This window comes from Streptomyces lycii (assembly GCF_009735685.1).
In the GTDB taxonomy this organism is placed as follows: Bacteria; Actinomycetota; Actinomycetes; order Streptomycetales; family Streptomycetaceae; genus Streptomyces; species Streptomyces lycii.
Genome location: NZ_WHPN01000351.1, coordinates 82,215 through 103,855 on the forward strand (window position 1 = coordinate 82,215; position 21,641 = coordinate 103,855).

The 21,641-nt window shown below is 73.4% G+C and carries 19 protein-coding genes and 2 pseudogenes; 9 read left to right on the forward strand and 12 right to left on the reverse strand.

The features are described 5' to 3' along the window. Positions 1-72: 72 nt before the first annotated feature. The 6 genes and pseudogenes from GCU69_RS34975 to GCU69_RS23120 all read left to right on the forward strand — a co-directional run. Positions 73-285 (forward strand): annotated as a pseudogene (locus GCU69_RS34975) (hypothetical protein); the annotation flags it as partial. Between the two features lie 135 nt (positions 286-420). Continuing rightward, positions 421-1,518, forward strand: a pseudogene (locus tag GCU69_RS34980) (alpha/beta fold hydrolase); the annotation flags it as partial. Further along, the gene (locus GCU69_RS23105) at positions 1,515-2,345 is read left to right on the forward strand and encodes an ABC transporter permease (RefSeq protein ID WP_098752425.1); all 831 of its coding nucleotides are present in this window, start codon (positions 1,515-1,517) and stop codon (positions 2,343-2,345) included. The pseudogene GCU69_RS34980 and the gene GCU69_RS23105, both read left to right, overlap by 4 nt. A 374-nt stretch (positions 2,346-2,719) precedes the next feature. Next, a complete protein-coding gene (locus GCU69_RS23110) occupies positions 2,720-2,941 on the forward strand; it encodes an MbtH family protein (protein ID WP_098752408.1) in 222 nt (73 codons plus the stop codon). A gap of 4 nt (positions 2,942-2,945) precedes the next feature. Continuing rightward, positions 2,946-3,923, forward strand: coding sequence for an ATP-binding cassette domain-containing protein (locus GCU69_RS23115; RefSeq protein WP_098752409.1), 978 nt, complete (start codon positions 2,946-2,948; stop codon positions 3,921-3,923). 11 nt (positions 3,924-3,934) lie between these two features. Continuing rightward, on the forward strand, positions 3,935-4,900 hold the full coding sequence (locus GCU69_RS23120) for an ArsR/SmtB family transcription factor (RefSeq protein ID WP_098752410.1): 966 nt from the start codon (positions 3,935-3,937) through the stop codon (positions 4,898-4,900). Between the two features lie 48 nt (positions 4,901-4,948). On the opposite strand, the gene GCU69_RS23125 is transcribed toward GCU69_RS23120, so the two are convergent. From GCU69_RS23125 to GCU69_RS23175, 11 genes are all read right to left on the reverse strand, one after another. Next, on the reverse strand, positions 4,949-5,464 hold the full coding sequence (locus GCU69_RS23125) for a flavin reductase family protein (RefSeq protein WP_098752411.1): 516 nt from the start codon (positions 5,462-5,464) through the stop codon (positions 4,949-4,951). Continuing rightward, positions 5,464-6,738 carry a cation:proton antiporter gene (locus GCU69_RS23130; RefSeq protein ID WP_098752412.1) on the reverse strand — a complete coding sequence of 425 codons (1,275 nt, stop codon included), beginning with the start codon at positions 6,736-6,738 and terminating at the stop codon, positions 5,464-5,466. Before GCU69_RS23130 ends, GCU69_RS23125 begins: the two co-directional genes overlap by 1 nt. Next, a complete protein-coding gene (locus GCU69_RS23135; protein ID WP_098752413.1) occupies positions 6,729-8,279 on the reverse strand; it encodes a tryptophan halogenase family protein in 1,551 nt (516 codons plus the stop codon). Before GCU69_RS23135 ends, GCU69_RS23130 begins: the two co-directional genes overlap by 10 nt. Before the next feature lie 226 nt (positions 8,280-8,505). Further along, entirely contained in the window at positions 8,506-11,049 is a 2,544-nt protein-coding gene (locus GCU69_RS23140; RefSeq protein ID WP_156207065.1) for an FtsX-like permease family protein, read from the reverse strand. Then, positions 11,049-11,846: an ABC transporter ATP-binding protein gene (locus GCU69_RS23145; protein WP_098752415.1), complete on the reverse strand. Its 798-nt coding sequence runs from the start codon at positions 11,844-11,846 to the stop codon at positions 11,049-11,051. The genes GCU69_RS23140 and GCU69_RS23145 overlap by 1 nt, the downstream gene beginning before the upstream one ends. Before the next feature lie 4 nt (positions 11,847-11,850). Then, a complete protein-coding gene (locus GCU69_RS23150) occupies positions 11,851-12,624 on the reverse strand; it encodes a sensor domain-containing protein (protein WP_098752416.1) in 774 nt (257 codons plus the stop codon). Continuing rightward, positions 12,621-12,857: a hypothetical protein gene (locus tag GCU69_RS23155; RefSeq protein ID WP_098752417.1), complete on the reverse strand. Its 237-nt coding sequence runs from the start codon at positions 12,855-12,857 to the stop codon at positions 12,621-12,623. The genes GCU69_RS23150 and GCU69_RS23155 overlap by 4 nt, the downstream gene beginning before the upstream one ends. Beyond that, positions 12,854-13,198 carry an ArsR/SmtB family transcription factor gene (locus GCU69_RS23160; protein WP_098752426.1) on the reverse strand — a complete coding sequence of 115 codons (345 nt, stop codon included), beginning with the start codon at positions 13,196-13,198 and terminating at the stop codon, positions 12,854-12,856. The genes GCU69_RS23155 and GCU69_RS23160 overlap by 4 nt, the downstream gene beginning before the upstream one ends. A 72-nt stretch (positions 13,199-13,270) precedes the next feature. Further along, on the reverse strand, positions 13,271-13,927 hold the full coding sequence (locus GCU69_RS23165; RefSeq protein ID WP_098752418.1) for a 4'-phosphopantetheinyl transferase family protein: 657 nt from the start codon (positions 13,925-13,927) through the stop codon (positions 13,271-13,273). A 4-nt stretch (positions 13,928-13,931) separates the two neighbouring features. Continuing rightward, complete coding sequence (locus tag GCU69_RS23170; RefSeq protein WP_156207066.1) at positions 13,932-15,509, reverse strand: amino acid adenylation domain-containing protein; 1,578 nt, start codon at positions 15,507-15,509, stop codon at positions 13,932-13,934. A gap of 94 nt (positions 15,510-15,603) precedes the next feature. Then, the gene (locus tag GCU69_RS23175) at positions 15,604-16,593 is read right to left on the reverse strand and encodes a TauD/TfdA family dioxygenase (protein ID WP_156207067.1); all 990 of its coding nucleotides are present in this window, start codon (positions 16,591-16,593) and stop codon (positions 15,604-15,606) included. Positions 16,594-16,833: 240 nt separating this feature from the next. On the opposite strand from GCU69_RS23175, the gene GCU69_RS23180 reads away from it, so the two are divergent. Together GCU69_RS23180 and GCU69_RS23185 are read left to right on the forward strand one after the other, a co-directional pair. Further along, the gene (locus GCU69_RS23180) at positions 16,834-18,321 is read left to right on the forward strand and encodes an anthranilate synthase component I family protein (RefSeq protein ID WP_156207068.1); all 1,488 of its coding nucleotides are present in this window, start codon (positions 16,834-16,836) and stop codon (positions 18,319-18,321) included. Continuing rightward, a complete protein-coding gene (locus tag GCU69_RS23185) occupies positions 18,318-18,926 on the forward strand; it encodes an anthranilate synthase component II (RefSeq protein WP_098752422.1) in 609 nt (202 codons plus the stop codon). Before GCU69_RS23180 ends, GCU69_RS23185 begins: the two co-directional genes overlap by 4 nt. Positions 18,927-18,933: 7 nt before the next feature. Here GCU69_RS23185 and pdxR read toward each other — a convergent pair whose 3' ends face one another. After that, on the reverse strand, positions 18,934-20,346 hold the full coding sequence (gene pdxR, locus GCU69_RS23190; protein WP_098752423.1) for a MocR-like pyridoxine biosynthesis transcription factor PdxR: 1,413 nt from the start codon (positions 20,344-20,346) through the stop codon (positions 18,934-18,936). Between the two features lie 123 nt (positions 20,347-20,469). Here pdxR and trpD point away from each other — a divergent pair, with 123 nt between their 5' ends. Further along, entirely contained in the window at positions 20,470-21,540 is a 1,071-nt protein-coding gene (gene trpD / locus GCU69_RS23195; protein ID WP_098752424.1) for an anthranilate phosphoribosyltransferase, read from the forward strand. The last annotated feature ends 101 nt before the right edge of the window (positions 21,541-21,641 follow it).

The following is a 21,641-nucleotide window of genomic DNA, read 5'->3' on the forward strand; positions in this document are numbered from 1 at the left end:
GGCACGGCCTGGACCGTGGAGCCCGACGACCGGGTGCCCGCCGGGATCCTCGACGGCGGCCGGCCCGCCGGGCACACCCGGGCGTACGTCCTGGACGAGCGGCTGGCCCCGGTCGCGCCCGGAGCCATCGGCGAGCTGCACCTCGCGGGCGGCCGGCTGGCGCGCGGCTATCTGCACCGGCCGGGCCTGACCGCGGAGTTCTTCGTCGCCGACCCGTTCGGCCCGGAGGGCTCCCGGATGTTCCGCACCGGCGAGCTGGTCCGCTGGGCCGAGGACGGCACGCTGCTGCCGGCCGAACCCACCGCCCTGCGCCCCGAGGAGGACACGGCCGGCCCGGCGGAGGCCGGCACGGCGTCCGGGCCCGCGGAGTCCGCGCCCGCCGGCGGCCCCCGCACCCGGCGGGAGGAGGTCCTGCTGGGCGTGCTCACCGAGGTCCTGGGCCGGGACGGGATCACCGTCGACGACAACTTCTTCACCATCGGCATGGACTCCATCCGCTCCATGCAGGTCGTCGCCAAGGCCCGCGCCGCCGGCACCCAGCTGGAGATCGCGGACGTGTTCGCGCACCAGACGGTCGCGGCCCTGGCGGCCGAGGCCGACCGCCGGGAGGGCCCGGTCCGCCAGGACCCGCCGCGCGGCTCCGTCATCGACGAGGTCTTCGCGCAGCTCGGCTCGCCCGAGGAGAACGACCCGTTCGGCACCGTCGTCCAGCTCAAGCAGGGCGGCTCCCGGCCGCCGCTGTTCTGCCTGCACAGCGGCGTGGGCTTCGCCCTTCCCTACGTCGGTCTCGCCCGCCACATCGGCGACGAGCACCCCATCTACGGCATCCAGGCGCCCAGCATCAGCGAACTCGCCCCGCTGCCGGGCACCGTGCGGGAGATGGCCGCGGAGTACGCGGAGCTGATCCGCAAGGTCAGCCCGCAGGGCCCGTACCACCTGCTGGGCTGGTCCTTCGGCGGCTCACTGGCCTACGAGATCGCCGCCCGGCTCCAGGAGGGCGGCGACGAGGTCGGCCTGCTGGCGAACCTCGACTCCTATCCGCGCACCGCGGACGAGGAGGTCGGCGACGACCAGTCGCTGCTCGGCTGGGTGGTGGAGCTGGTCGGGCACGACAAGTCCGAGTTCGCCGGGCGCGAGCTGACCCCCGCCGACGTCGTCGACGTCCTGCGGCGCGGCAACAGCCCGCTGGCCGGACTCGGCGAGCAGCGGGTGCTGGCGATGCTGGAGACGATGCGCAACAACGCCCGGCTGATGAGCGAGCACGACCCGGGCGCCTTCAGCGGGCGGATGCAGCTCTTCGTGGCCTCGGCCAACGCCTCCGACGCGGAGGTCGCGGAGCGCGCCGCGCAGTGGGAGCGGCATGTGGACGGGACCGTGGTCGTCCACCAGGTGCCGTGCAGCCACGACTACATGATGCACCCGGACCCGCTGGCGCTGGTCGGCGCGGCCGTCGCGGCCGAGCTCCAGCGGCTGCACATGGCCGCCGCGCAGAGCACCCGTACGGGCGGCACCACATGACGGCCGTGGCGACCGCCGCCTGGACCCCCCGCGCCCCGGCCCGGACCGCCGCGCTCACGGAGACGCTGGCGGTCGCCGGCCGGCGGCTGCGCCACCTGCGCAGGGCCCCGGGCCGGTTTCTGGGGATCACCCTCAATCCGCTGCTGACCATGCTCGTCCTCGGCTTCCTGCTGGAGAAGTCGCTGGTGATCCCGGGCAACGGCAGCTATCAGGAGTACCTGTTCGCGGGGGCCGTGATCCAGGGCGGGCTGGCCGGTGTCGGCCCGACCGCCATCGCGGTGGCCTCCGACGTGCGGGGCGGGGTGATCGACCGCTTCCGGTCGATGCCGGTGTCCCGGGGGGCGGTGCTCTTCGGGCACACCCTCGCGGACTTCCTGGTCGGGCTGGGCTCGCTGGTGGTCGTCACCGGGTTCGGGCTGCTGCTGGGCTGGCGGCCGCACGGCAGCGCGGCGGCCGTACTGGCCGGCTTCGGGCTGATCGCGGTGTTCAACTACGTGATGCTCTGGGTCGGGGTGCTGCTCGGTCTCGCCTCCCGCAGCCTGGAGACCATCAGCTCGCTCACCCCGCTGGTGGTGACCGTGCTGCCCTTCCTCTCCAGTGCCTTCCTGGCACCGCAGAACCTGCCCGCCTGGCTGCGGGCGTTCGCGGAGTGGAATCCGGTCAGCGCCGTCGCCCAGGCGTGCCGCGAACTGTGGGGCAACCCCTCGGCCGCCGGCAGCGGCTTCCCCGCCGAGCACCCGGCGCTCGTGATCGCGCTGACGCTGGGCGCGGTGTTCCTGCTGACCACCGTGTTCGGACTGCGCCGCTACCGCACCGTGGGCAACTAGGCACCGCCCGCGCCGAGGACACCGCTCCTCCGGCGGAACCGTCCCGCCGGGGAGCCGTCCCGCCGGAGAGCCCTTCCGGGATCCGCCCCGGGTCCCGCCCCGACCGAGCCCGGCCGTGCCCCCCGTCACGGCCGGGCTCCTCCGTGTCCGGCCGACGGCCGGGCGGGGCCCCGTCCGGCCGCCGGCAGCCCCCGTCGGGCCCCCGTCCGGCCGCCGGCGGGACACGTCGCCGTACCCCGGCTCGAGCCGGGCATCAGGCAGCGGTCAGCCGCAGATCAGCACCTCACGGCAGCATCGGTGTGCAGGCGCGGAGCGGTGCGTGAAGCCCCCGCCGCGCCCCGCACCCACCCTGCTACGGAGACGGAGCGTGCGCTGTGAGCAACCCCTTCGACGATGAGAACGGCTTCTTCCTGGTCGTGGTGAACCGGGAGGGCCAGCACAGCATCTGGCCCTCGTTCGCCGCCGTGCCCGACGGCTGGACGGTCGCCCAGGAGGCCGGCACGCGGGAGGCCGCGGTGGCCTACGTGGAGAACAACTGGACCGATCTGCGCCCGCTGAGCCTGCGCGAGCAGAGCACCGCCGACCAGGGCCGCTGACCCGATGGCCGCGGAACTGGCGATCGAGGCGACCGGGCTGCGCAAGCGGCACAAGGACAAGCAGGCGCTCGACGGCATCGACCTGTCGGTGCCGTCCGGCAGCGTGCTGGCCCTGCTCGGCCCGAACGGGGCCGGCAAGACCACCACGGTGCGGGTGCTGTCGACCCTGCTGGCACCCGACTCCGGGACGGCCCGGGTGGCGGGCCACGACGTGGTGCGGCGGCCCGCCGACGTCCGCCGCAACATCGCGCTCGCCGGTCAGTACGCGGCCGTCGACACCCTGCTGACGGGGCGCCAGAACCTGGTGCTCATCGGCACGATGCTGCACCTCGGCCGGACCGGCGCGCGCCGCCGCGCGGAGGAGCTGCTGGCACGTTACGGGCTCCTGGACGCCGCCGACCGGCCCGTCGGCACGTACTCGGGCGGCATGCGGCGCCGGCTGGACCTGGCGAGCTGCCTCGTCGTCAGGCCGGCCGTGCTGTTCCTCGACGAGCCCACCACGGGCCTGGACCCGGCCAGCCGGAACCTGCTGTGGAAGGCGGTGCGGGACCTGGTCGCGGACGGGGTCACCGTCCTGCTCACCACGCAGTACCTGGAGGAGGCCGACCAGCTGGCCGACCGGATCGTGGTGCTCGCCGACGGCCGGGTCATCGCGGACGGCACCGCGGACCAGCTGAAGAACAAGGTGGGGCAGGCCCGGCTGGAGTTCACGGTCGCCGACCGGGCGGCCCTGCCCGCGGCCCGGGCCGCGCTGGCCCGGGTCACCGGGGGCGACGCGCACGTCGACGAGCAGCGGTCCACCGTCGCGCTGGCGGTCACCGACGGCCTGGACGACGTCGCCACCGCGGCCACGGCCCTCCGCGACGCCGGTGTGCGGGTCGCGGAGTTCGGGCTGCGCAGACCCACGCTGGACGACGTCTTCCTCCACCTCACCGGCCAGGCGCCGACTGCCCAGGGCGCTTCCCCGGACCTTCACTCCTAGGGGCGAGACCCATGCAGAGAATCCACCTCACCGCATCCGACCTGGCCCGCACCCGACTGCAGAGCACCCTCGGCCCGGTGGCCGAAGGTGTCTTCGCGCTCGGCGTGCTGGCCCGGTCCGGCAATGCCGACTACGCCCGCTGGCGCGGCGAGGCACTCGGCCGGCTGCGTCAGCAGGGCTCTCCCGGGAGGACGTGGGCGCAGCTGATGCGCAGTGTGGGGAGCCCGGACGACCTGCTGTTCCTGCTGGAAAGGTCTCCCCGGCGGACCGCCGCGGAGACCAGGGGGCTGTCCGGCCCGGAGGCGGCCCGGCTCGCGCTGGACGTGTGGCGGGTCGGCGTGGCCCCGTACTGGGAGCGCATCCACGAACGGCTGCGGGCGGACTGCGACGCCCGCGGCCGGATCACCACGACCGGCGGCGTGGAACGGCTGCTGGCCACGCTGCACCCGAAGATCCTCTGGAAACCGCCGGTGCTGGAGATCCACGACGGGCCGGACCTCGACGTCCGGCTCGACGGCCGCGGGCTCCTGCTGTGCCCCTCGGTCTTCCTGCCGGGCCGCAGCGGCCGGGTCGTGGAGGTCGAGCGGGAGTCCGGCATGGCCGCCCTGGTCTTCGCCACACCCGCCACCTTCACCCGGGCGGCCGACCTGTGGAGCGGTCCGCCCGACAGCAGCGCGCAGGCGCTCAGCGCGCTGGTGGGCCAGACGCGGGCCGCCGCGCTGCGGGCGCTGACGGCCACCTGCACCACCAGCCAGCTGGCGGCGCACCTGGGCATCTCCTCCGCCGGTGCCAGCCAGCACGCCTCGGTGCTGCGGCAGTCGGGGCTCATCACGACGCGGCGGGTGCGGAACAACGTGCTGCACACGGTGACTCCCCTCGGTATGGCGCTGCTCGGCGGCCGGCTGCCCAGCATGCCGCGGCCGGTGTCCGTGGCGATGCCCGCGGCGGACCTCGTTCCCGAGTCCGCCGCGAGCTGACCGCCCGGGGCCGCGGCGCCTGCCACCGCCCCGCGCGGTCGCGCCGGGCTACTCCTCGGACCAGGTACGGAACTCCCGCCGTCCGTAGAGCAGCGGGGCCTGGTCCGACCACTCGGTGACGCGCCTGGTGGTGCCGTACACGGCGACGTGGTCGCCCACCCGCTGGGTGAGCAGCACCTCGCAGTCGGCCACCGTGTGGGCGTCCCGGGTCAGATGGGGGCCGGCGGCCTCCCCGGCGCCGTCCCAGGGCACCAGCTTGAAGCGGTGCGGGTTGCCGGAGGCGAACAGCTTCGCGGTCTCCTCGGCACGCCCGTGCAGCAGGTTCACCGCGAAGGAGCCGGAGCCCACCACGGCGTCGAGGGTGGGGCTGCCGTCGCGCAGGCAGACCAGCAGTACCGGGGGGTCCAGCGAGACGCTGCACACCGAGGAGCAGGTCATCCCGCGCGGCGTCTCGTCGTCACCGGTGGCCGTGACGACACTGACGCCGGTCGGGAAACCGCTCATCAGCGTCCGGAAGTCGTCCGGGGTCGCCGTCGCCGGCGCCCGGGTGGCGGAGTCGGTCATCACACACCACTTTCTGTGGGTACGGGCACCCGCCGTGGGGCCGGTGCCGCTGTGCGGTCCAGGAGCATCAGGAGCGGTCCGGTCATCACCGTCGTGGTCACCGCCATGACGATCAGAGCCAGGACCAGTGCCTCGGTCAGCAGCCCGGCACTCAGCCCGGCCTGCAGCACGATGAGTTCGGTCAGTCCCCGGCTGTTCATCAGCACGCCGATCTGGCGCGACTCGAAGGAGGAACAGCCGCCGAGCCGTGCCCCGAGGTATCCGCCGACGCCCTTGCCCAGACAGCCGAGCACCACCGCCGCGACGATCAGCGGCCAGGGCACCGAGGTGAGCGACTCGTCGAGCACCGTGATGCCGGTGACCACGAAGAACGCCGGCGCCAGCGCCCGCCCCGCCCGGCCCACCGAAGCGGCGGCACCGGCCCAGGGGGCCGGCTTGTCGCGCGGGATCGCGAAGCCGACCATGGCCGCGCCCAGCACGGCGGTCATGCCGAGGTGTTCCATGCCGAAGGAGACCAGCAGGGCCACCGCGGCCAGCAGCAGCGCCGCGGTCCGCGGCAGCCGGGCCGGCAGCCGCCGGCCCGCCCGGGTGCGCATGGCGTACCGCACCGTCAGGGCGCCCGCCGCGCCCAGCGCCAGGGCCGCCGCCGCACGGAGGGCTCCGGCCGCGTCACCGGCGCCGAGGCCGAGTGCCACGGTCAGGCCCAGCCAGCCGAGGGCGTCGATCGTGATGGCCGAGCCGAGCGCGAGCCCGCCCGCCGCCGTCCCGCTCATGCCGCGGTCGGTGAGGATCCGCGCGAGCACCGGCACCGCGGTGATCGACATCGCCACCGCCAGCATCAGGCAGAAGGCCGGCAGCGGAGCGGTGCCGCGCACCGCGGGGTCTCCCCTCGCGATGATCCAGCCGGCCAGCAGCAGCCCGGTCAGCAGCGGCAGCACGAAGGACCCCGCACTGATCCAGGCCGTGGCCCGGCGGGCCGACCGCCCGCCGTTGTCGCCGTGGTGCAGCGAGTGGGCGAGGCCGACGAGGAAGAGCACCAGACCGGCCTCGGCGATCACGCCGAGGCCGTCCAGCACCCGTTCGGGCAGCAGCAGCGTGAACCAGTCACGTCCCGCCAGGGCGATCGCGGCGGGGCCGGCGAGCAGCCCCACCACGATCTCCCCGATCACCTCGGGCTGCCGCAGCAGCCGGGCGGTCAGCCGGCCGAGCACCGCGGTGGCGAGCACCACCGCGAGCGCTGCGGCCACATGCAGGACGTACACCGTCAGTGCCACTGGGAGAAGTAGTCGTACGCCTTCGGCAGGGTCTCCGTGAGCTGCCGGGTCTTCTCCCGGATGTCGGCGAACTCACGCTGCGCGGCGGCGCTGTCGGTGAGCGCCAGGCCGGGCGACGGCTTCACGTCGATGCCGCCCATGCCGAGCAGCACGCACATGTAGGAGTACGCCGGCAGCCCGTGGTAGTACGGGAAGATGGTCTCGCTGTCCGGCAGCTGGGTCTTCCACTTCTCCAGCCGCTCGGCGAGCCCGTCCGGGACGGCGCGGGTCTTCGTGTCCTTCCAGTATTGGTTGTCCTGTCGCTTGGCCGCCACATAATGCAGCACCAGGAATTCACGTACGCCGTCCATGACATGGGAAACGGCGTCGTTGTAGCGATTCCGGTAAGTGGCGTCCCAGTCGGGTCCCGGGAAATTCTTGACGAGCTGCTCGATGGCGTGGTGAATGAAGAAAATACCGGTGGATTCAAGCGGCTCGACGAATCCGCTCGCCAGGCCGATTCCGACGCAGTTCTTCACCCAGGAGTTCCGGCTGCGGCCGATGCGCATCTTGATGTGGTTGGCCTCGACGTCCGCCGCGGCGGGGCCGACGAACTCGCGCAGGGTGCGCTCCGCCTCGTCCGGGGACAGGTAGTCCTTGGCGTAGACGTATCCGGTGCCGACCCGGCCCATGAGCGGGATCGTCCAGATCCAGCCCGCGTCCTGGGCGGTGGCGGTGGTGCAGGGCCGGATGCCGCGCTTCTCCATGTCCATCGGCACCTGGAGGGCGACGGCGCTGTCGTTGGGCAGGGTGTCCTGGTAGGAGATGAACGGCTCCTCCAGGGCCTTGTTCAGCAGCAGCCCCCGGAAACCGGTGCAGTCGATGAACAGGTCACCGGTGAGGTCGCCGTGCTCGCCGGTGCGGACGCCGGTGATCCAGCCCCGCTCGTCGAGGTCGACGTGGCTGACGTCGTCGATGATGTGCTTGACGCCGCGGTCCACCGAGTACTGCGTCAGGTACTTGGCCAGCAGGGCGGCTTCGAAGTGGTAGGCGTAGGGGAACTGGGTCTTGCCCTGGTGCTCGGACATCGTCAGGCCGTGCATCTCTTCCGCGCCCTCGTCGAAGGGCTGGTCGATCAGCGAGCCGTCGAGATGGCGCGGGCTCAGGCCGGCGTCGATGACGGAGGACATCACGAAGCAGTCCTTGTCGAACCGCTCGGTGGGCTTCTCCTTCAGCCACCAGTCGGTCAGCGCGAAGCCGTTGACCGACCGCATCTGCTCGAAGGGGTGGTAGTAGTAGTGGCCCTGCTCCCGCCAGTTCTCGAAGCGCACCGCCAGCTTGTACGTGGCGTTGCAGGCCGGCATCCAGTCCTTCTCCTTGAGTCCCAGGAACTCGAAGAAGTGGCGGATGTCGCTGAAGGTCGCCTCCCCCACGCCGACGGCGCCGACGTTTCCGGACTCGACAAGGGTTATGTCGATCCGGTCGCCGAACGCGGCCTTGAAATACGAGGCCGTCATCCATCCCGCCGTACCGCCACCCACGATGACAACTCTGTTGAGCATGCCTGCCTCCGATGCAGTAAGCCCGCGGTTCCGAACTCAAACAAGGCTAGGCAGCCCGCACCGGCGAAAACATATTCTTAAGTACCGGGCGAAAAACGCAGGTGAATTGACCGGCGGCGGGCGGGTGCGGGCCTGCGAAAGGGGCGCAAAAAGCCGCTGCGGCCGGCCCGGGGGAGACCGGCCGCAGCGGCGGCCAGGGCGGGACAACGGGTCCCGTGGGGACGCGTCAGGTCACGGCGACGGCCTCGGCGGGCCGGACGCGCATGGCGCGACGCGTCGACAGCAGGCTGGCGCCCAGGGTCAGCAGGCCGGCGAAGCCGATGACGAGGAGATAGATCCAGACCGGCCCCTGAGGCATCCAGGAGCCGCCCAGCGCGATGCCGAACGGCGCCAGGGTGGCGAGGGCGACACCGGTGCCCAGCACGATGCCCATCACGGCGACCAGGATCGACTCCACGGTCATCATCCGCAGGACCTGGCCCGGGGTGGCGCCCACGAGCCGCTGGAGCGCGAACTCGCGGCGGCGCTCGGCCGCGGACACGATCAGGGTGTTCACCAGGGAGATCACCGCGTAGCCGATGATGGTGCCGGCCAGCAGGTAGTTGATCCAGGCGCTGGTGGCGCTGTCCTGCGCCGCCGCCTCGACCTCCGCCCGTTCGGCGACCTGGAGCCCCGGCCGGTCCTCGCCCAGCGCCCGCAGCGACTCGACGAGCTGGGCCGTGGAGGTGCCGTCCTCGCCGGACACCAGGATCTGCGGGACGAGGCCGGTGGTGGAGTGCTCCAGCATCAGTTCGGCGGGCAGGAACGCGGTCTCGAAGCCGGCCCGGGCCTCGTACGAGCCCACGACCTTCACCGGCAGCTGCGTGCCGTCACCGAGCAGCATCTGCACGGTGTCGCCGACCGCCTGGCCCTTCTCCCCCGTGAGGGACGTGGGCAGGACGACGGTCTCGCCCTGCAGTTCCTCGAAGGAGCCCTCCTCCGGCGACACCGCGAGGTTCTTCGCGGCTCCGCCGGAGGACACGCCCTGCACGACCAGTTCGGTGTTGTCCGGTTCGTCGCCCTCCTCCTTCTCCTCGGCGGAGAGCGGCTTGATGATGTACGCCGTGCCGGAGGTGTACGCGGTGGCCGCGTCGACCCCCGGGACCTGCCCGGCCTCGTCGACGAGCCCCGACTCCATCCCGCCGACCGCGGAGGTGATGACCGCGTCGGCGGCGATCAGCTCGGAGGCGGCCTCCGTGGACGCCTCGGCCTGGGACGTCTGGAGGTAGATCAGAGCCGTGGCGAGCCCGGTGGCCAGCATCACCGGGGTGACGGCCCCGGCCATCCGGATCCGCCGGGCCCGGGCGTTGGTCAGGGCCAGCCGGCCGGCGAAGCCGGAGACGGCGCGCAGCGGCCAGCGCAGCAGCGCCGTCAGCACCCGGGTCACCCCGGGGCTGATCAGCGCGATGCCGCCGGCCCACAGCATCGCGGACGGCCCGGCGGTGCTGGCCGCGACGGTGCCCTCCATCACGGTGGCGGTGACGAACGCCAGCACCGTTCCGCCGACGAAGCAGAGGATGGCGAAGACCAGCCGCGGTCCGCTGATCCAGTGGCGCTGGAGCCCGGACTCGGCGAGCGCGTCGGCGGGGCGTGCCAGCGCCGCGCGGCGCGAGGCGATGAAGGCGGCGGCCACCGCGGAGCCGGCCGACGCGGCGGCGGCCACGACCATCGGGACCCAGCCGGAGTGGTAGACGATCTCGGGCGCGACCACTCCCCCGCCGGCGAGCCGGGCCAGCATCCAGTCGCCGACGAGACGGCCGGGCAGCAGCGAGAGCACGATCGCGCCGAGGGCGATGACCAGGGTCTCGCCGACGATCATGCGGCGGATCTGCCCGGGCATCGAGCCGATGGCGCGCAGCAGGGCCATTTCCCGCAGCCGCTGCTGGACGAGCAGGGCGAGCGTGGAGCCGACCACGAAGACGGCGACCATCACGGCGATGCCGCCGAACACCGCGGACATGGAGATCAGCCGGGTGGACGCCTGGAGGGCCTCGGGGAACTCGGCGGTTCCGCGGTCGTCACCGGTGAGGGTGACCGCGGACATCTCCTCGAGCACACCGTCGACGGTCTTCTCCAGCTCGGACACGGACACGCCCTGTTCGGGCAGTACGCCGATGGAGTCGACCTGGGCGGGCCGGCCGAGCAGCCGCCCGGCCTCCTCGTCCGTGAAGTACAGGGTCCCGGCGGGGCCGCGGGCGGACTCGACGACACCGGTGACCCGGGCCTCCTCCGCGCCGCCGCCTGCGGCGAACGGGAGCCGGTCGCCGGGGCCGACACCGAGCCGCTCGGCCAGCCGCGCGTCGAGGACGGCCTCGCCGCGGCCGCGGGGCTGTTCCCCCTCGGCGAGGCGGGCGCCGCCCAGCGCCGCCGACGACCAGCCGTGGCCCGCGAGGTCCTCGCCGCCGTCGGCGGGTCCGCCGTCACCGAGGACGGTGACGGGGAAGGAGACGTCGGGGACGGCGCGTTCCACACCGGGGAGCGCCTCGATCCGCTCCACCAGGGAGCCTTCGAGGCGGGACCGCTCGGGCAGCACGTCGTGGTCGAAGGACTGGTCGCCGGTGACCACCACGGGTGCGGCGGCGAGCCGCTGGGGCGGCACGACGCTGCGGATGCCGGTCTCCATCAGGGAGCCGCAGGCCACCAGGATGGTGGCGCCGAAGAACAGCGCCACGAAGGACGCCAGGAAGCTGCCTTTGCGGAACTTCAGGGTCTGCAGGGCGAGATGGAACATCACACGGCCCCTTCGGCATAGCCGGCGGTGCGCCGGTCGCCCCAGGCGCCCAGGTGCGTCATCCGCTCGGCGATCCGGTCGGCGGAGGCTCCGTACACCTCGTCGACGATCTGCCCGTCGGCGAGGAAGACGACCCGGTCCGCGTGCGAGGCGGCCACCGGGTCGTGGGTGACGATGATGGCCGTCTGGCCACCCTGGTGCACGGTCTCCCGCAGCAGCCACAGGACTTCCAGCGCGGTACGGGTGTCCAGCGCGCCCGTCGGCTCGTCACCGAAGATCACCGCGGGCTTGGTGATGAGGGCGCGGGCGATCGCCACGCGCTGCTGCTGGCCGCCGGACAGCTCCCCCGGGTGGTGGCTCTTGCGGTCCCCGAGACCGACCCGGTCCAGCACCGCGTCGACCGCGCCGCGCTCGGGCTTGCGCCCGGCCAGCCGCAGCGGCAGCGCGACGTTCTCGGCGACGTCCAGCGCGGGCAGCAGGTTGAACGCCTGGAAGACGAAGCCGATCCGCTCCCGCCGCAGCCGGGTCAGGTCCTTCTCGTCGAGCCCGGTCAGCTCCTGGCCGTCGAGGAGGACGGAGCCGCCGGTGGGCCGGTCCAGCCCCGCGGCGCACTGCAGGAGCGTGGTCTTGCCCGATCCGGACGGTCCCATCACGGCCGTGAAGGTGCCGCGGGGAAAGGAGATCGAGACCTCGTCGAGCGCGACCACGCGGTTGCGGTCGTTGCCGTAGGTGCGCAGGACCTTCGTCATCCGTACGACGTCGTCGGTGCCGGCGCCGCGCACCGGTGCGGTGTTCATGGATTCATCCCCCTGGGTGGCTGGTCGTGCTCTCGGATAAGCCCGGCCGGGCGAGCGGTCCGGGTTCGGCCAGCAGGCGCTTGGCCTCGGCCAGTGGATCGGCCCGTGGGCCGAGAACGTAACGGACCACGGTGGAGTGCAGCTTGGCCGCGCCGACCACCGCGTGGACAGTGACGAGCGCCAGCAGGCAGGCCGCGAGGGCTGCCAGGCAGGCGGCGGGCAGGGTGTCGACCCGCAGGACGACGATGGCGCTGCCGTCGGGCACCGCCCAGTACCAGGTGGGCACCAGGATCAGGGCGAGCGTCGTGACCCAGAGCGCGAGGGCGAGGGCGTCCAGCAGCAGCAGCGGTACGAAGAGGACGACCAGGCAGGCGACGTCGCGCAGGGTGGCGGGATCCGACCAGCGGGCCTTGACGGCGGCCAGCAGCCCGGTCGGTTCGACGGTCCGGTACGCCGCCTGCACGGGCTCGGCGACGAGCCGGACGCGCATCCGCTCGATGTGCGCGCAGCCGCGCAGCACGGCCGCGGCGACGAGCAGCAGCGGCAGTCCCAGCATGGTGATGTTGAGGGCGAAGGTCACCACGAGCGTGACCGTGCACAAGGCGAACATGGGCGGGCCCAGCAGCACATGGCCCGCGAGATAGGCGGTGGCCTTCCAGGGTGCCGCGCCGCGGAGCAGCCGCAGGGAGGCGGCGACCGGGCGCGGGGCGGACGCCTGCCGGAGGCCGCCGCCTCTCGTCCGGGCGGCCGGCGTGGACGCGGGCGGTGTGCCGGTCATGCGTCGACGCTTCGCAGCAGTTCTTCGACAGCGGTCAGCCGGGCCGTCACGGCCTCCAGCTCGGCGCGCAGCGCCTCCTGGTTGGCCACGGCCTCTTCGGCCAGTTTCCGGTAGCCGGCCATCGCCACCGCGTCGGCGCGGTGCCGCTGCAGCGTGAAGTAGGCGACCGTGCTCACACTCACTCCGCCGATGACGGTCAAGGTGATGAGGATGGCGATGATGCCGCCATTCATGTGCGCTTTCCCTTCTCTGCTGTGCCGCGTTCCGCTCCTGCGGCCAGTGCCTGGTCCTCCCGCAGCGCGGTGAGGACGGTGTCGACCGTCACATGGATGTCGAAGGGGAGAAGCTCGAAGAACTTCATCGCCTTGCCGTCGGCGGACAACTCCAGCGCACCGGCGACGAGTCCCGCCTTCTCCAGCCGCTCCAAGTGCATGTAGAGCAGGGGCCGTGACAGTCCGAGCCGGCGGGCCAGCTCGCTGACGTGCAACCGCCCCTGGGCCAGCTCTCCGACGATCCGCAGCCGCTGGGCATGTCCCACGGCGGCGAGCAGAGCCAGCAGCTCTTCGCTCGTCAGAACACTCACCCCCTTCACTCCACCTGTAATTCAAATCTGACAGGTGTCATGAGCGGTGTCAACCGAAACGGCTCAAGGGGGCGGCCCGGCCGCCTCCGGCAGGCACAGCCGTACGTCCACGGGCGCGCTCCGGGCGTGCCGGCCGAGCACCGCGACGGCCAGCGCGACCCCGGGCCGTACGAACGGAGCGGCGACGGAGAGTTCCCCGTCCGCGGGGGCGGGCAGCAGCAGCGGCGGGCGCCCGGCGCCGCGCGGCGGCCGGCCCTCCGGCAGCGGCGCGGGGCGCAGCAGCCCGCCGTCGTCGAGACCGGTGCCGTACGCCTTGCCCATGGCCTCCTTGTGGGTCCACAGCCAGAAGAAGGCGGCCCGGCGTTCCTCCTCGGGACGCTCGCGCAGCCAGCGCGACTCCGCCGCGGTGAACCAGCGCTCGGCCATGCGCCGCGCGTGCACCGGGCGCTCCACCTCGACGTCGACGCCGAGCGGGCCGAGTCCGGTGAGCGCGAGTGCCGCGAAGCCCCGTCCGTGACTGAGGCTCACATGGACGCCGGGGCCGAGCCCGGACAGCACGGGGCGGCCGCCCGGCTCGTGGCCGATGCGGAGCCGCCCGGGCCCGGCACCGGTGACGCGGGCCGCGGCCGCCAGCACCCGGTCGCGGGACGCCCGGTCGCCCAGCCCGGACGTCGGAGTGACCACGACGGTGACCCGGTGCCGGGCGGCGAGGGCGTGCACGGGACTACCCGGCCAGTTCCCGCAGGCGCTCCCGGGTGGCCCGGACGTCGCACTTCCCGTTGGCGTTGACCACCAGCCGGGACACCACGTGCACCTCGCCCGGTACGAGCACCGAGGGCAGCACGCCGGCGAGCACGCTCCGTACCAGCTCGCCGAAGTCCTTGGCGTCGGCGCCCGTCCGGGGCTGCGTGGGCACGACGAAGGCGGCCAGCGTGTCGACCGGTCCGCGGACCACCTCGAAGGCGGTGTCCGCCACCCCGGGAACCGACAGCACGTGGTGGCGCAGCTCGCCCAGCTCGACCCGGTGCCCGCTCACCTTCAGCTGGTCGTCGCGGCGCCCGAGGTAGAGCAGGGCGCCGCTGTCGAGCCGTTCGACCATGTCCCCGGTGCGGTAGGCGCGGCCGGACGGGCCGCCCAGCTCGCTCTCGTCGACGAACCGCTCGTCGGCCGGGCGGCCGAGGTAGCCCGCGGCGACCGCGCGGCCCGCGATCACCAGTTCGCCGGCGGTGCCGGGCGGCACCGGGCGCAGCTGCTCGTCGACGACATGGGCCCGGGTGTTCCAGGCCGGGGTGCCGATCGGCACGGTCGGCGTGCCGATCTCGGTGCCGCGGTCGAACACATGGGCGCAGCAGCCGATGGTGGTCTCCGTCGGCCCGTAGTGGTTGATCAGCCGGACCCCGCCCAGCCGCGGCGCGAGGGTGCGCACCAGCGCCGGGTCCAGGCCCTCGCCGCCGAACATCAGGGTGCGGGTGGCCCGGGCGTAGCGCGGCGGCTCGGCCAGCACGTCGAAGAAGCGGGCGTGCGAGGGCGTCAGCTTGAGGAAGGTGTAGCGCGGGTCGCGTGCCCGGAACAGCGCCGCCTGGTCCCACATGCCGGCGACGGTCACGACCCGGCGGCCCTGCGCGAGCGGCACCCACAGCGACGTCATGGCGAGGTCGAAGCCGAGGCTGGCGAACAGCGGGCTGCCGTCGCCGGACCGGCCGACCAGCGAGCCGCACCAGCCGACGTAGTTGACCAGCGAGCCGTGCTCGACGACGACGCCCTTCGGCTTGCCGGTGGACCCGGAGGTGAAGACGACGTACGCGGCGTCGCCGGCCCGCGGCAGTTCACGCTCCGGCGGCGCGGTGCCGCCGGGCGGGTCCGGGAGCGCCGCCACGTCGAGGACCGGGAGCACGCGCCCGGCCGGCGCCTCGGGGAAGCCGGTGCCGTCGTGGACGACGGCGACCGGGTCGGCGCCGGAGACGACGGCGGCGGTCCGCTCCACCGGGTGGGCCGGGTCGACGGGGACGTACACCGCGCGCAGCGCCATGACGGCGAGCGCGGCGGCGACGACTCCGGCGCTGCGGTCGGCCCGTACGACGACGCGGTCACCGGGCCCGGCGCCGGCCTCGTCGAGAGCGGCCGCGATCACCAGCACCCGGCGCCACAGCGCGGCGTACGTCAGGAGCGTCTCGCCGCTCTCCACGGCGACCGCGTCCGGCCGCAGCCGGGCGTGCTCCCGCACCAGGTGGATCACCGTCTCGGCCGCGGCCGCGTGCTCTTCACCGCGCACCGGACCCGGTAGCTGCACCGACGAGGTCATGGCCACTCCTGTTGTCCGCTTCTCCGTCCGGCCCGGCGCGGGCCCGTTCCGTGTCGCCGGCCCGCCGCGCTGCGGGCCGCCGTCGGGCGTGGCCTCAGACGGCCACCGGCCCCTTGCTCAGCTCGCCGCGGGTGACCATGTCGCCCATCGCGACCATGATCTTGCGCTCTCCCTCGAAGGGGTCGCGGCCGTGCGAGACGAGCATGTTGTCGATCACCACCACATCACCCTTCTGCCAGGTGAAGCGGTGGGCGAGGCTGTCGTAGAGGCCGCGCAGCAGCTCGACCGTGTCGGCCGGGATCGGGGTGCCGTCCCCGTAGCAGGCGCTGCGCGGGAAGTCGGCCTCGTTCTCGCCGAAGAGGGAGACCAGGAGTTCCCGCACCGACGGCTCCAGACAGGCGGTGTGGTGCAGGAAGAGCTGGTTGAAGAAGACCGGTTCGCCGCTGCGCGGATGGCGGATGACGGCCGGCGCCCACTGCGTGGTGCGCAGCGTGCCGTTCGGCAGCCACTCGCACTCGACGTCCTGGGCGGCGCAGCGCCGCACCACCTCGTCCCGGTCGTCGGTGCCGAACATCTCCTGCCAGCCGACGTCCAGGCCCTCCACGAAGTTGCGGACGTAGCGGATGCCGGCGGTCTCGAAGCGCTCGCGGATGTCCTCCGGCAGCGCGGCGTACACCTCGCGGCCGTCGACGATCGGGGTGCAGCCGCCCTCCGCCGAGGGCTGGACGCAGCAGAAGAACTGCCGGCTCGGCCACTGCGGCATGTGCGAACTCTCGTGGTGGAAGAGGATCGACTGGTGGTTGGGGTAGGGCGTGGACTTGTAGACCCGGTCGGCGTCCTTCTCGTGCGGCAGGTCGCCGTAGTCCCCGTAGAGCGTGCCGACCAGCGAGCCGGCCACCGCCTGGAAGGTGTCGGCGTCCTGCACCCGCAGGCCGCGGAGCAGCACCGCGCCGTGCTCGTGCAGGAGCGACTCGACGGCCGGGCGGTGCTCCGCCACCCATTCCGGGGCGTCCACACCGGGCACTTCACAGCTGAGCGTGGGAGGAAATTCCTTCGTTTCGCGTCGCCCGCCATCACCGAACATCGCTGATCACCCTCTCTCTTCATCACCGCAGTGGAGCGATTTTATTTGCGCTGTCCGGCCTCCATCCAGCTGCTTAAGCGACCAGTGAATTCCGCAGGTCGGGCCGGTGCGCGGCAATTCGGGGATTGGACCGGGAAAACACGGGCGGACTGGTCTGGCAGTGACCGGCGGCCGGCTGTTTCGCTTCTGTCGTGTGCAGTTCCGCATCCAGTAACCGAAGCCGCGCCACAGGGAGGATCCATGCCGGGCAACAGACCGATCGGGGTACGCGTCAGCAGGACCGCACTCCCTTCACACGACCCTCTGGAGCTCTACGAGCGGCTGCGCCGTACCTCACCGGCCGGTGAGGTCTTCCTCTTCGAGAACGCGGGCGACCCGGATCAGGGCCGCCGCACGGCGGTCGTCGGCCACGGCCGGCTCTGCCAGATCCGGGTGTACGCCCGCCATGTGGAGATCGACGGCGCCCCGGCGCTCACCGCCGCGCTGGCCGGGCGGGCCCGGGCGGCGGGATTCTCCGACGGCCTGGGGTTCGGCGACTCCTCCCAGGTCTGGGGGCTGCTCGCGGCGGCGCAACAGCTGTTCGCCGTCGAGACCTCGGTGCCCGGCACGGCGTACGCCTTCGGCTTCCTGGCCGCCTTCGCCTACGAGTCGGCCTGGCACATGGAGGATCTGCCGCCGCGCGACGGGAGTTCCGGCACCCCGGACATCACGCTCACCCTCTTCCGCGACACGGCCTGGTACGACCGGGACTCCGGCGAGGCCGGACTGCTGACGGCGGAGAGCGACCACTTCCCCGCCCGGCCGGCCGGGCCGGACTGCGCCGCGCTCGCCCGGCGGGCGGCCGCCGCCGGAACCGGCACGGTGCCCGCGGCGCCGGCGCCGCGGTCCGTGCGCGACTCGGTGGACCGGGAGACCTTCCTGGGCTGGGCCGACCGCTGCCTGGAGCACATCGGGGTCGGCGATCTCTACCAGATCCAGATCGGGCACCGGATCGAGGTGGACAGCGCGCTCAGCCCGGTCGACGTCTACCGGCGGCTGCGCAGCCGCAACCCCTCGCCGCACATGTACCTGCTGCCCCGCGCGGGCGGCTCCGGCGAGGGAGCACTGATCGGGGCGAGCCCCGAGCTGTTCTTCCGCACCGAGGGCGGCGAGATCGTGATGCGGCCCATCGCGGGCACCGCCCGCCGCTGCTCCGACGAGGCGGAGAACGAACTGCGCGTCAAGGAGCTGCGGGAGTCGGAGAAGGAGCAGGCCGAGCACGTCATGCTGGTCGACCTGTGCCGCAACGACATCGGCCGGATCAGCCGGCCCAGCACCCAGCCGGTGGACCGGCTGATGGCGGTGGAGGCCTTCTCCCACGTCTTCCACCTCGTCTCGACGGTCACCGGCCGGCTGGAGGAGGGCGTGGACCCCTGGCAGGCCGTGCGGGCCACCTTCCCGGCCGGGACGATGACGGGCGCGCCCAAGGTCCGGGCCATGGAGATCATCGACGGCCTGGAGCGCGAGTCGCGCGGACACTACGCGGGCGCCGTCGGGCTGGTCGACGTACGCGGCTGGAGCGAACTCGCGCTGTGCATCCGCACCGTGGAGTACGACGGGGAGCGCTACACCACCCAGAGCTCGGCGGGCATGGTCGCGCAGTCGCAGCCCGCCGCCGAGTGGCAGGAGACGCTGGTCAAGATGGGGGCGGCCTACTGGGCGCTCACCGGTGAGGAGTTGACGGGATGACCGGGGACGGAACCAAGGTCCTGCTGCTGGACGCGTACGACAGCTTCGTCCACATCATCGACCAGTATCTGCGCACCCTGGGCGCGCGGACCCTGGTGGTGCGCTCCCGCACCCGCACGCCGGAGCAGCTGGCGGCGCTGGAGCCGGACGCCGTCGTGCTCGGACCGGGGCCGGGCCACCCGGCCGACTCGGGCCACGTCGAGCTGGTGCACCACTTCGCGGGACGGACCCCGCTGCTCGGGGTGTGCCTGGGGCACCAGGCGATCGCGCTGGCGTACGGCGGCCGCGTCGAGGTCGCGGGGCAGCTGATGCACGGGCGCACCAGCACCGTCCGGCACGACGGCGCGGGCGTCTTCCAGGGGCTCGGCAACACCGTGGAGGCCACCCGCTACCACTCGCTGATCGTCGCGGAACCGCTCCCCGGCGAGCTGGCCGCCACCGCCCACTCCACCGACCACGGCTATGTGATGGGCCTGCGGCACCGGACGCTGCCGGTGGAGGGCGTGCAGTTCCACCCCGAGTCGGTGATGAGCACCGGCGGCTTGCAGATGATGGAGAACTTCCTGGTCACCGCCCGCCGGGGCGCGCCGGTCGCGGCCGGCTGACCGCCGCTCACCACCGGCCGGCCGCACCGAGCACCCGGACCGCCTCCGCCACCCCGCCGCGCGGCAGATGGGCGTGGCCGACCACCAGGGCCGGCCCGTCGCCGCGCGGCCGGAACCGGAAGGGCTCCGCGCCGCGCACGAGCACCGACCCGAGCAGCGCCCCGGCCGCCAGCGACGTCTCGTCGGTGTGCCGGGGCAGCCGCACGAAGGCGTGCAGCCCGGCCGCGGGCCCGGTCACCTCCGCGCCGGGCAGATGGCGGGCCACCGCCTGGTCCAGCGCCTCCCGGCGGTCCCGGGTGTGCTCCCGCAGCCGTCGCAGATGCCGGTCGAGCAGGCCGCTGCCGAGCAGTTCGGCGAAGGCCAGCTGGGTGTACGCGTCGGTGCCGAGGTCGAATCGCCCGCGGACCCGCTCCAGGGCGTCCAGCACCGGCCGTGGGGCCGACAGCCAGCCGAGCCGGAGCCCGGGCGCGAGGGTCTTGCTGGCCGTTCCGGCGTAGACGACCCGGTCCGGGGCGAGCCGCTGGAGGGCCAGGGGCTGCGGCGCCCGGTCGTACCAGAGCCCGCCGTCGTAGTCGTCCTCGACGATCCAGCCGCCGGTGTCCCGGGCCCAGCGCACCAGCGCCTCCCGGCGGCGGGCCGAGAGCACGACACCGGTGGGGAACTGGTGCCCGGGCGTGACCAGCACGGCCCGTACGCCGGTCGCGGCCAGCGCGTCCACGTCCAGCCCCTCCTCGTCGACCGGCACCGGCACCGGCCGCACCCCGCTCTCCCGGATGAACCGCCGCTGCCCGGGGTGGCCGGGGTCCTCCAGGGCCAGCTCCCGCGACCCGGTGCGCGCCAGCACGGTGCACAGCAGCGCCAGCGCCTGCGCGAATCCCGAGACCACCATCAGCCGGCCCGGCTCGGTGTGCACCCCGCGCAGCCGGCCCAGGTACTGGGCCAGTTCGACGCGCAGCGGCTCCTCGCCGAGCAGCGGCGGATAGCCGTGCGCGCGGGAGCCGGCCGACTCCAGGACCCGCTGGTAGCAGGTGAGCCAGGCGCGGCGCGGGAAGGCGGGGACGTTCCTGCCGCCGGTGCGCAGATCCCACCGCACGCCCGCCGGGGTCCGCTCCGCGTCGTCCGCGCCGCCGCCGATGTCCAGCAGCGCGGACGGGCCGGGCCGGCCGGGCAGATGACGCACCACGCGGGTGCCCGAGCCCCGGACCGCCTCCAGATAACCCTCGGCGATCAGCTGCTCGTACGCCTCCACGACGACGCTGCGCGAGACGTCCAGATCGCCGGAAAGCGCGCGGCTGGACGGAAGGCGCGTCCCGGGGTGGAGAATTCCCTCGGTTATCTCTCGTTTGATGAAGCTCTGGATCTGCGAAGTGAGTGACTCGTCGGAATCCCTGGCGACACGGACCGGCATATGCAGGGACATGCCGTCTCCCTTCTTCTGAGAATTGGACTGCTCTTTCTCGGTCCTTCTGGTCTGGAAGCCGTGTGCGGCCGCACCGAGAATGAACCGGACAGCACCCGGTCGTCGTTCGAGGGGGGAATTCCCATGGCTTCACCCACGGTTCCGCAGCCGAAGCGCCGTTCCTGGGCCGAGCTCGTCGAGTCGCTGCTGAAGGGCCGCGACCTGGGCGGGAACGAAACCGCCTGGGCGATGGACCAGGTGATGACGGGCCAGGCCGGTCCGGCCCGGCTCGCCGGGCTGCTGGTCGCGCTGCGCGCCAAGGGCGAGACGTCGGAGGAGATCGAGGGCCTGGTGCGCGCCATGTCCTGGCACGCCGTACCGCTCACGGTCCCCGGCCCGACCCTGGACATCGTGGGCACCGGCGGCGACGGCTCGAACAGCGTGAACATCTCCACCATGTCGGCCGTGGTGGCGGCCGCGGCGGGCGCCCGGGTGGTGAAGCACGGCAACCGGGCCGCGTCGTCCGCCTGCGGCTCCGCCGACGTGCTCCAGGAACTCGGTGTGTCCCTGGACGTCCCGGCCGAACTGCTGCCCGCCCTGCTGGAGGAGACCGGCATCGTCTTCTGCTTCGCCCCGGCCTTCCACCCGGCCATGCGGCACGCGGCCACCGTCCGCCGGGAGCTGGGCATCCGTACGGTCTTCAACGTGCTCGGCCCGCTCACCAACCCGGCCGCCCCCACCGCCCAGGCGGTCGGCGTCGCCGACCCGCTGATGGCGCCGCTGATGGCCGAGGTCCTGGCACGGCGCGGGGTCTCCGCGCTGGTGTTCCGCGGGGACGACGGAATGGACGAACTGACCGTCACCTCCACGTCCACCGTCTGGTCGGTGACCGGCGGCGAGGTGCGCAGGGAGACCTTCGACCCCACCGACATCGGCATCCCGCGCTCCTCCGCGGCGGCGCTGCGCGGCGGCGACAAGGCGCACAACGCCGCGGTGGCGCGGCGGGTCTTCGCGGGCGAGCGGGGTCCGGTGCGGGACGCGGTGCTGCTGTCCGCCGCCGCGGGGCTGGCCGCCCTGGCGCCGGTGGACCGGCCGGTGACCGAGCGGCTGGCGGCCGGAGTGACGGAGGCGGCGGAGGCCGTCGACAGCGGCGCGGCGGAGGCCGCCCTCGAACGCTGGGCCAAGGCCACCGCCCCGCACGCGGTCGCCGCCTGACGCGCCCGGCGGGAGGATACCCGCGGCTCGGGCGCGGCGGGCGGCCCGGCCTCCCGGGCCCCGGCTGTACCGGCTGCTGCGGTGAGCCCGGCTGCGGTGAG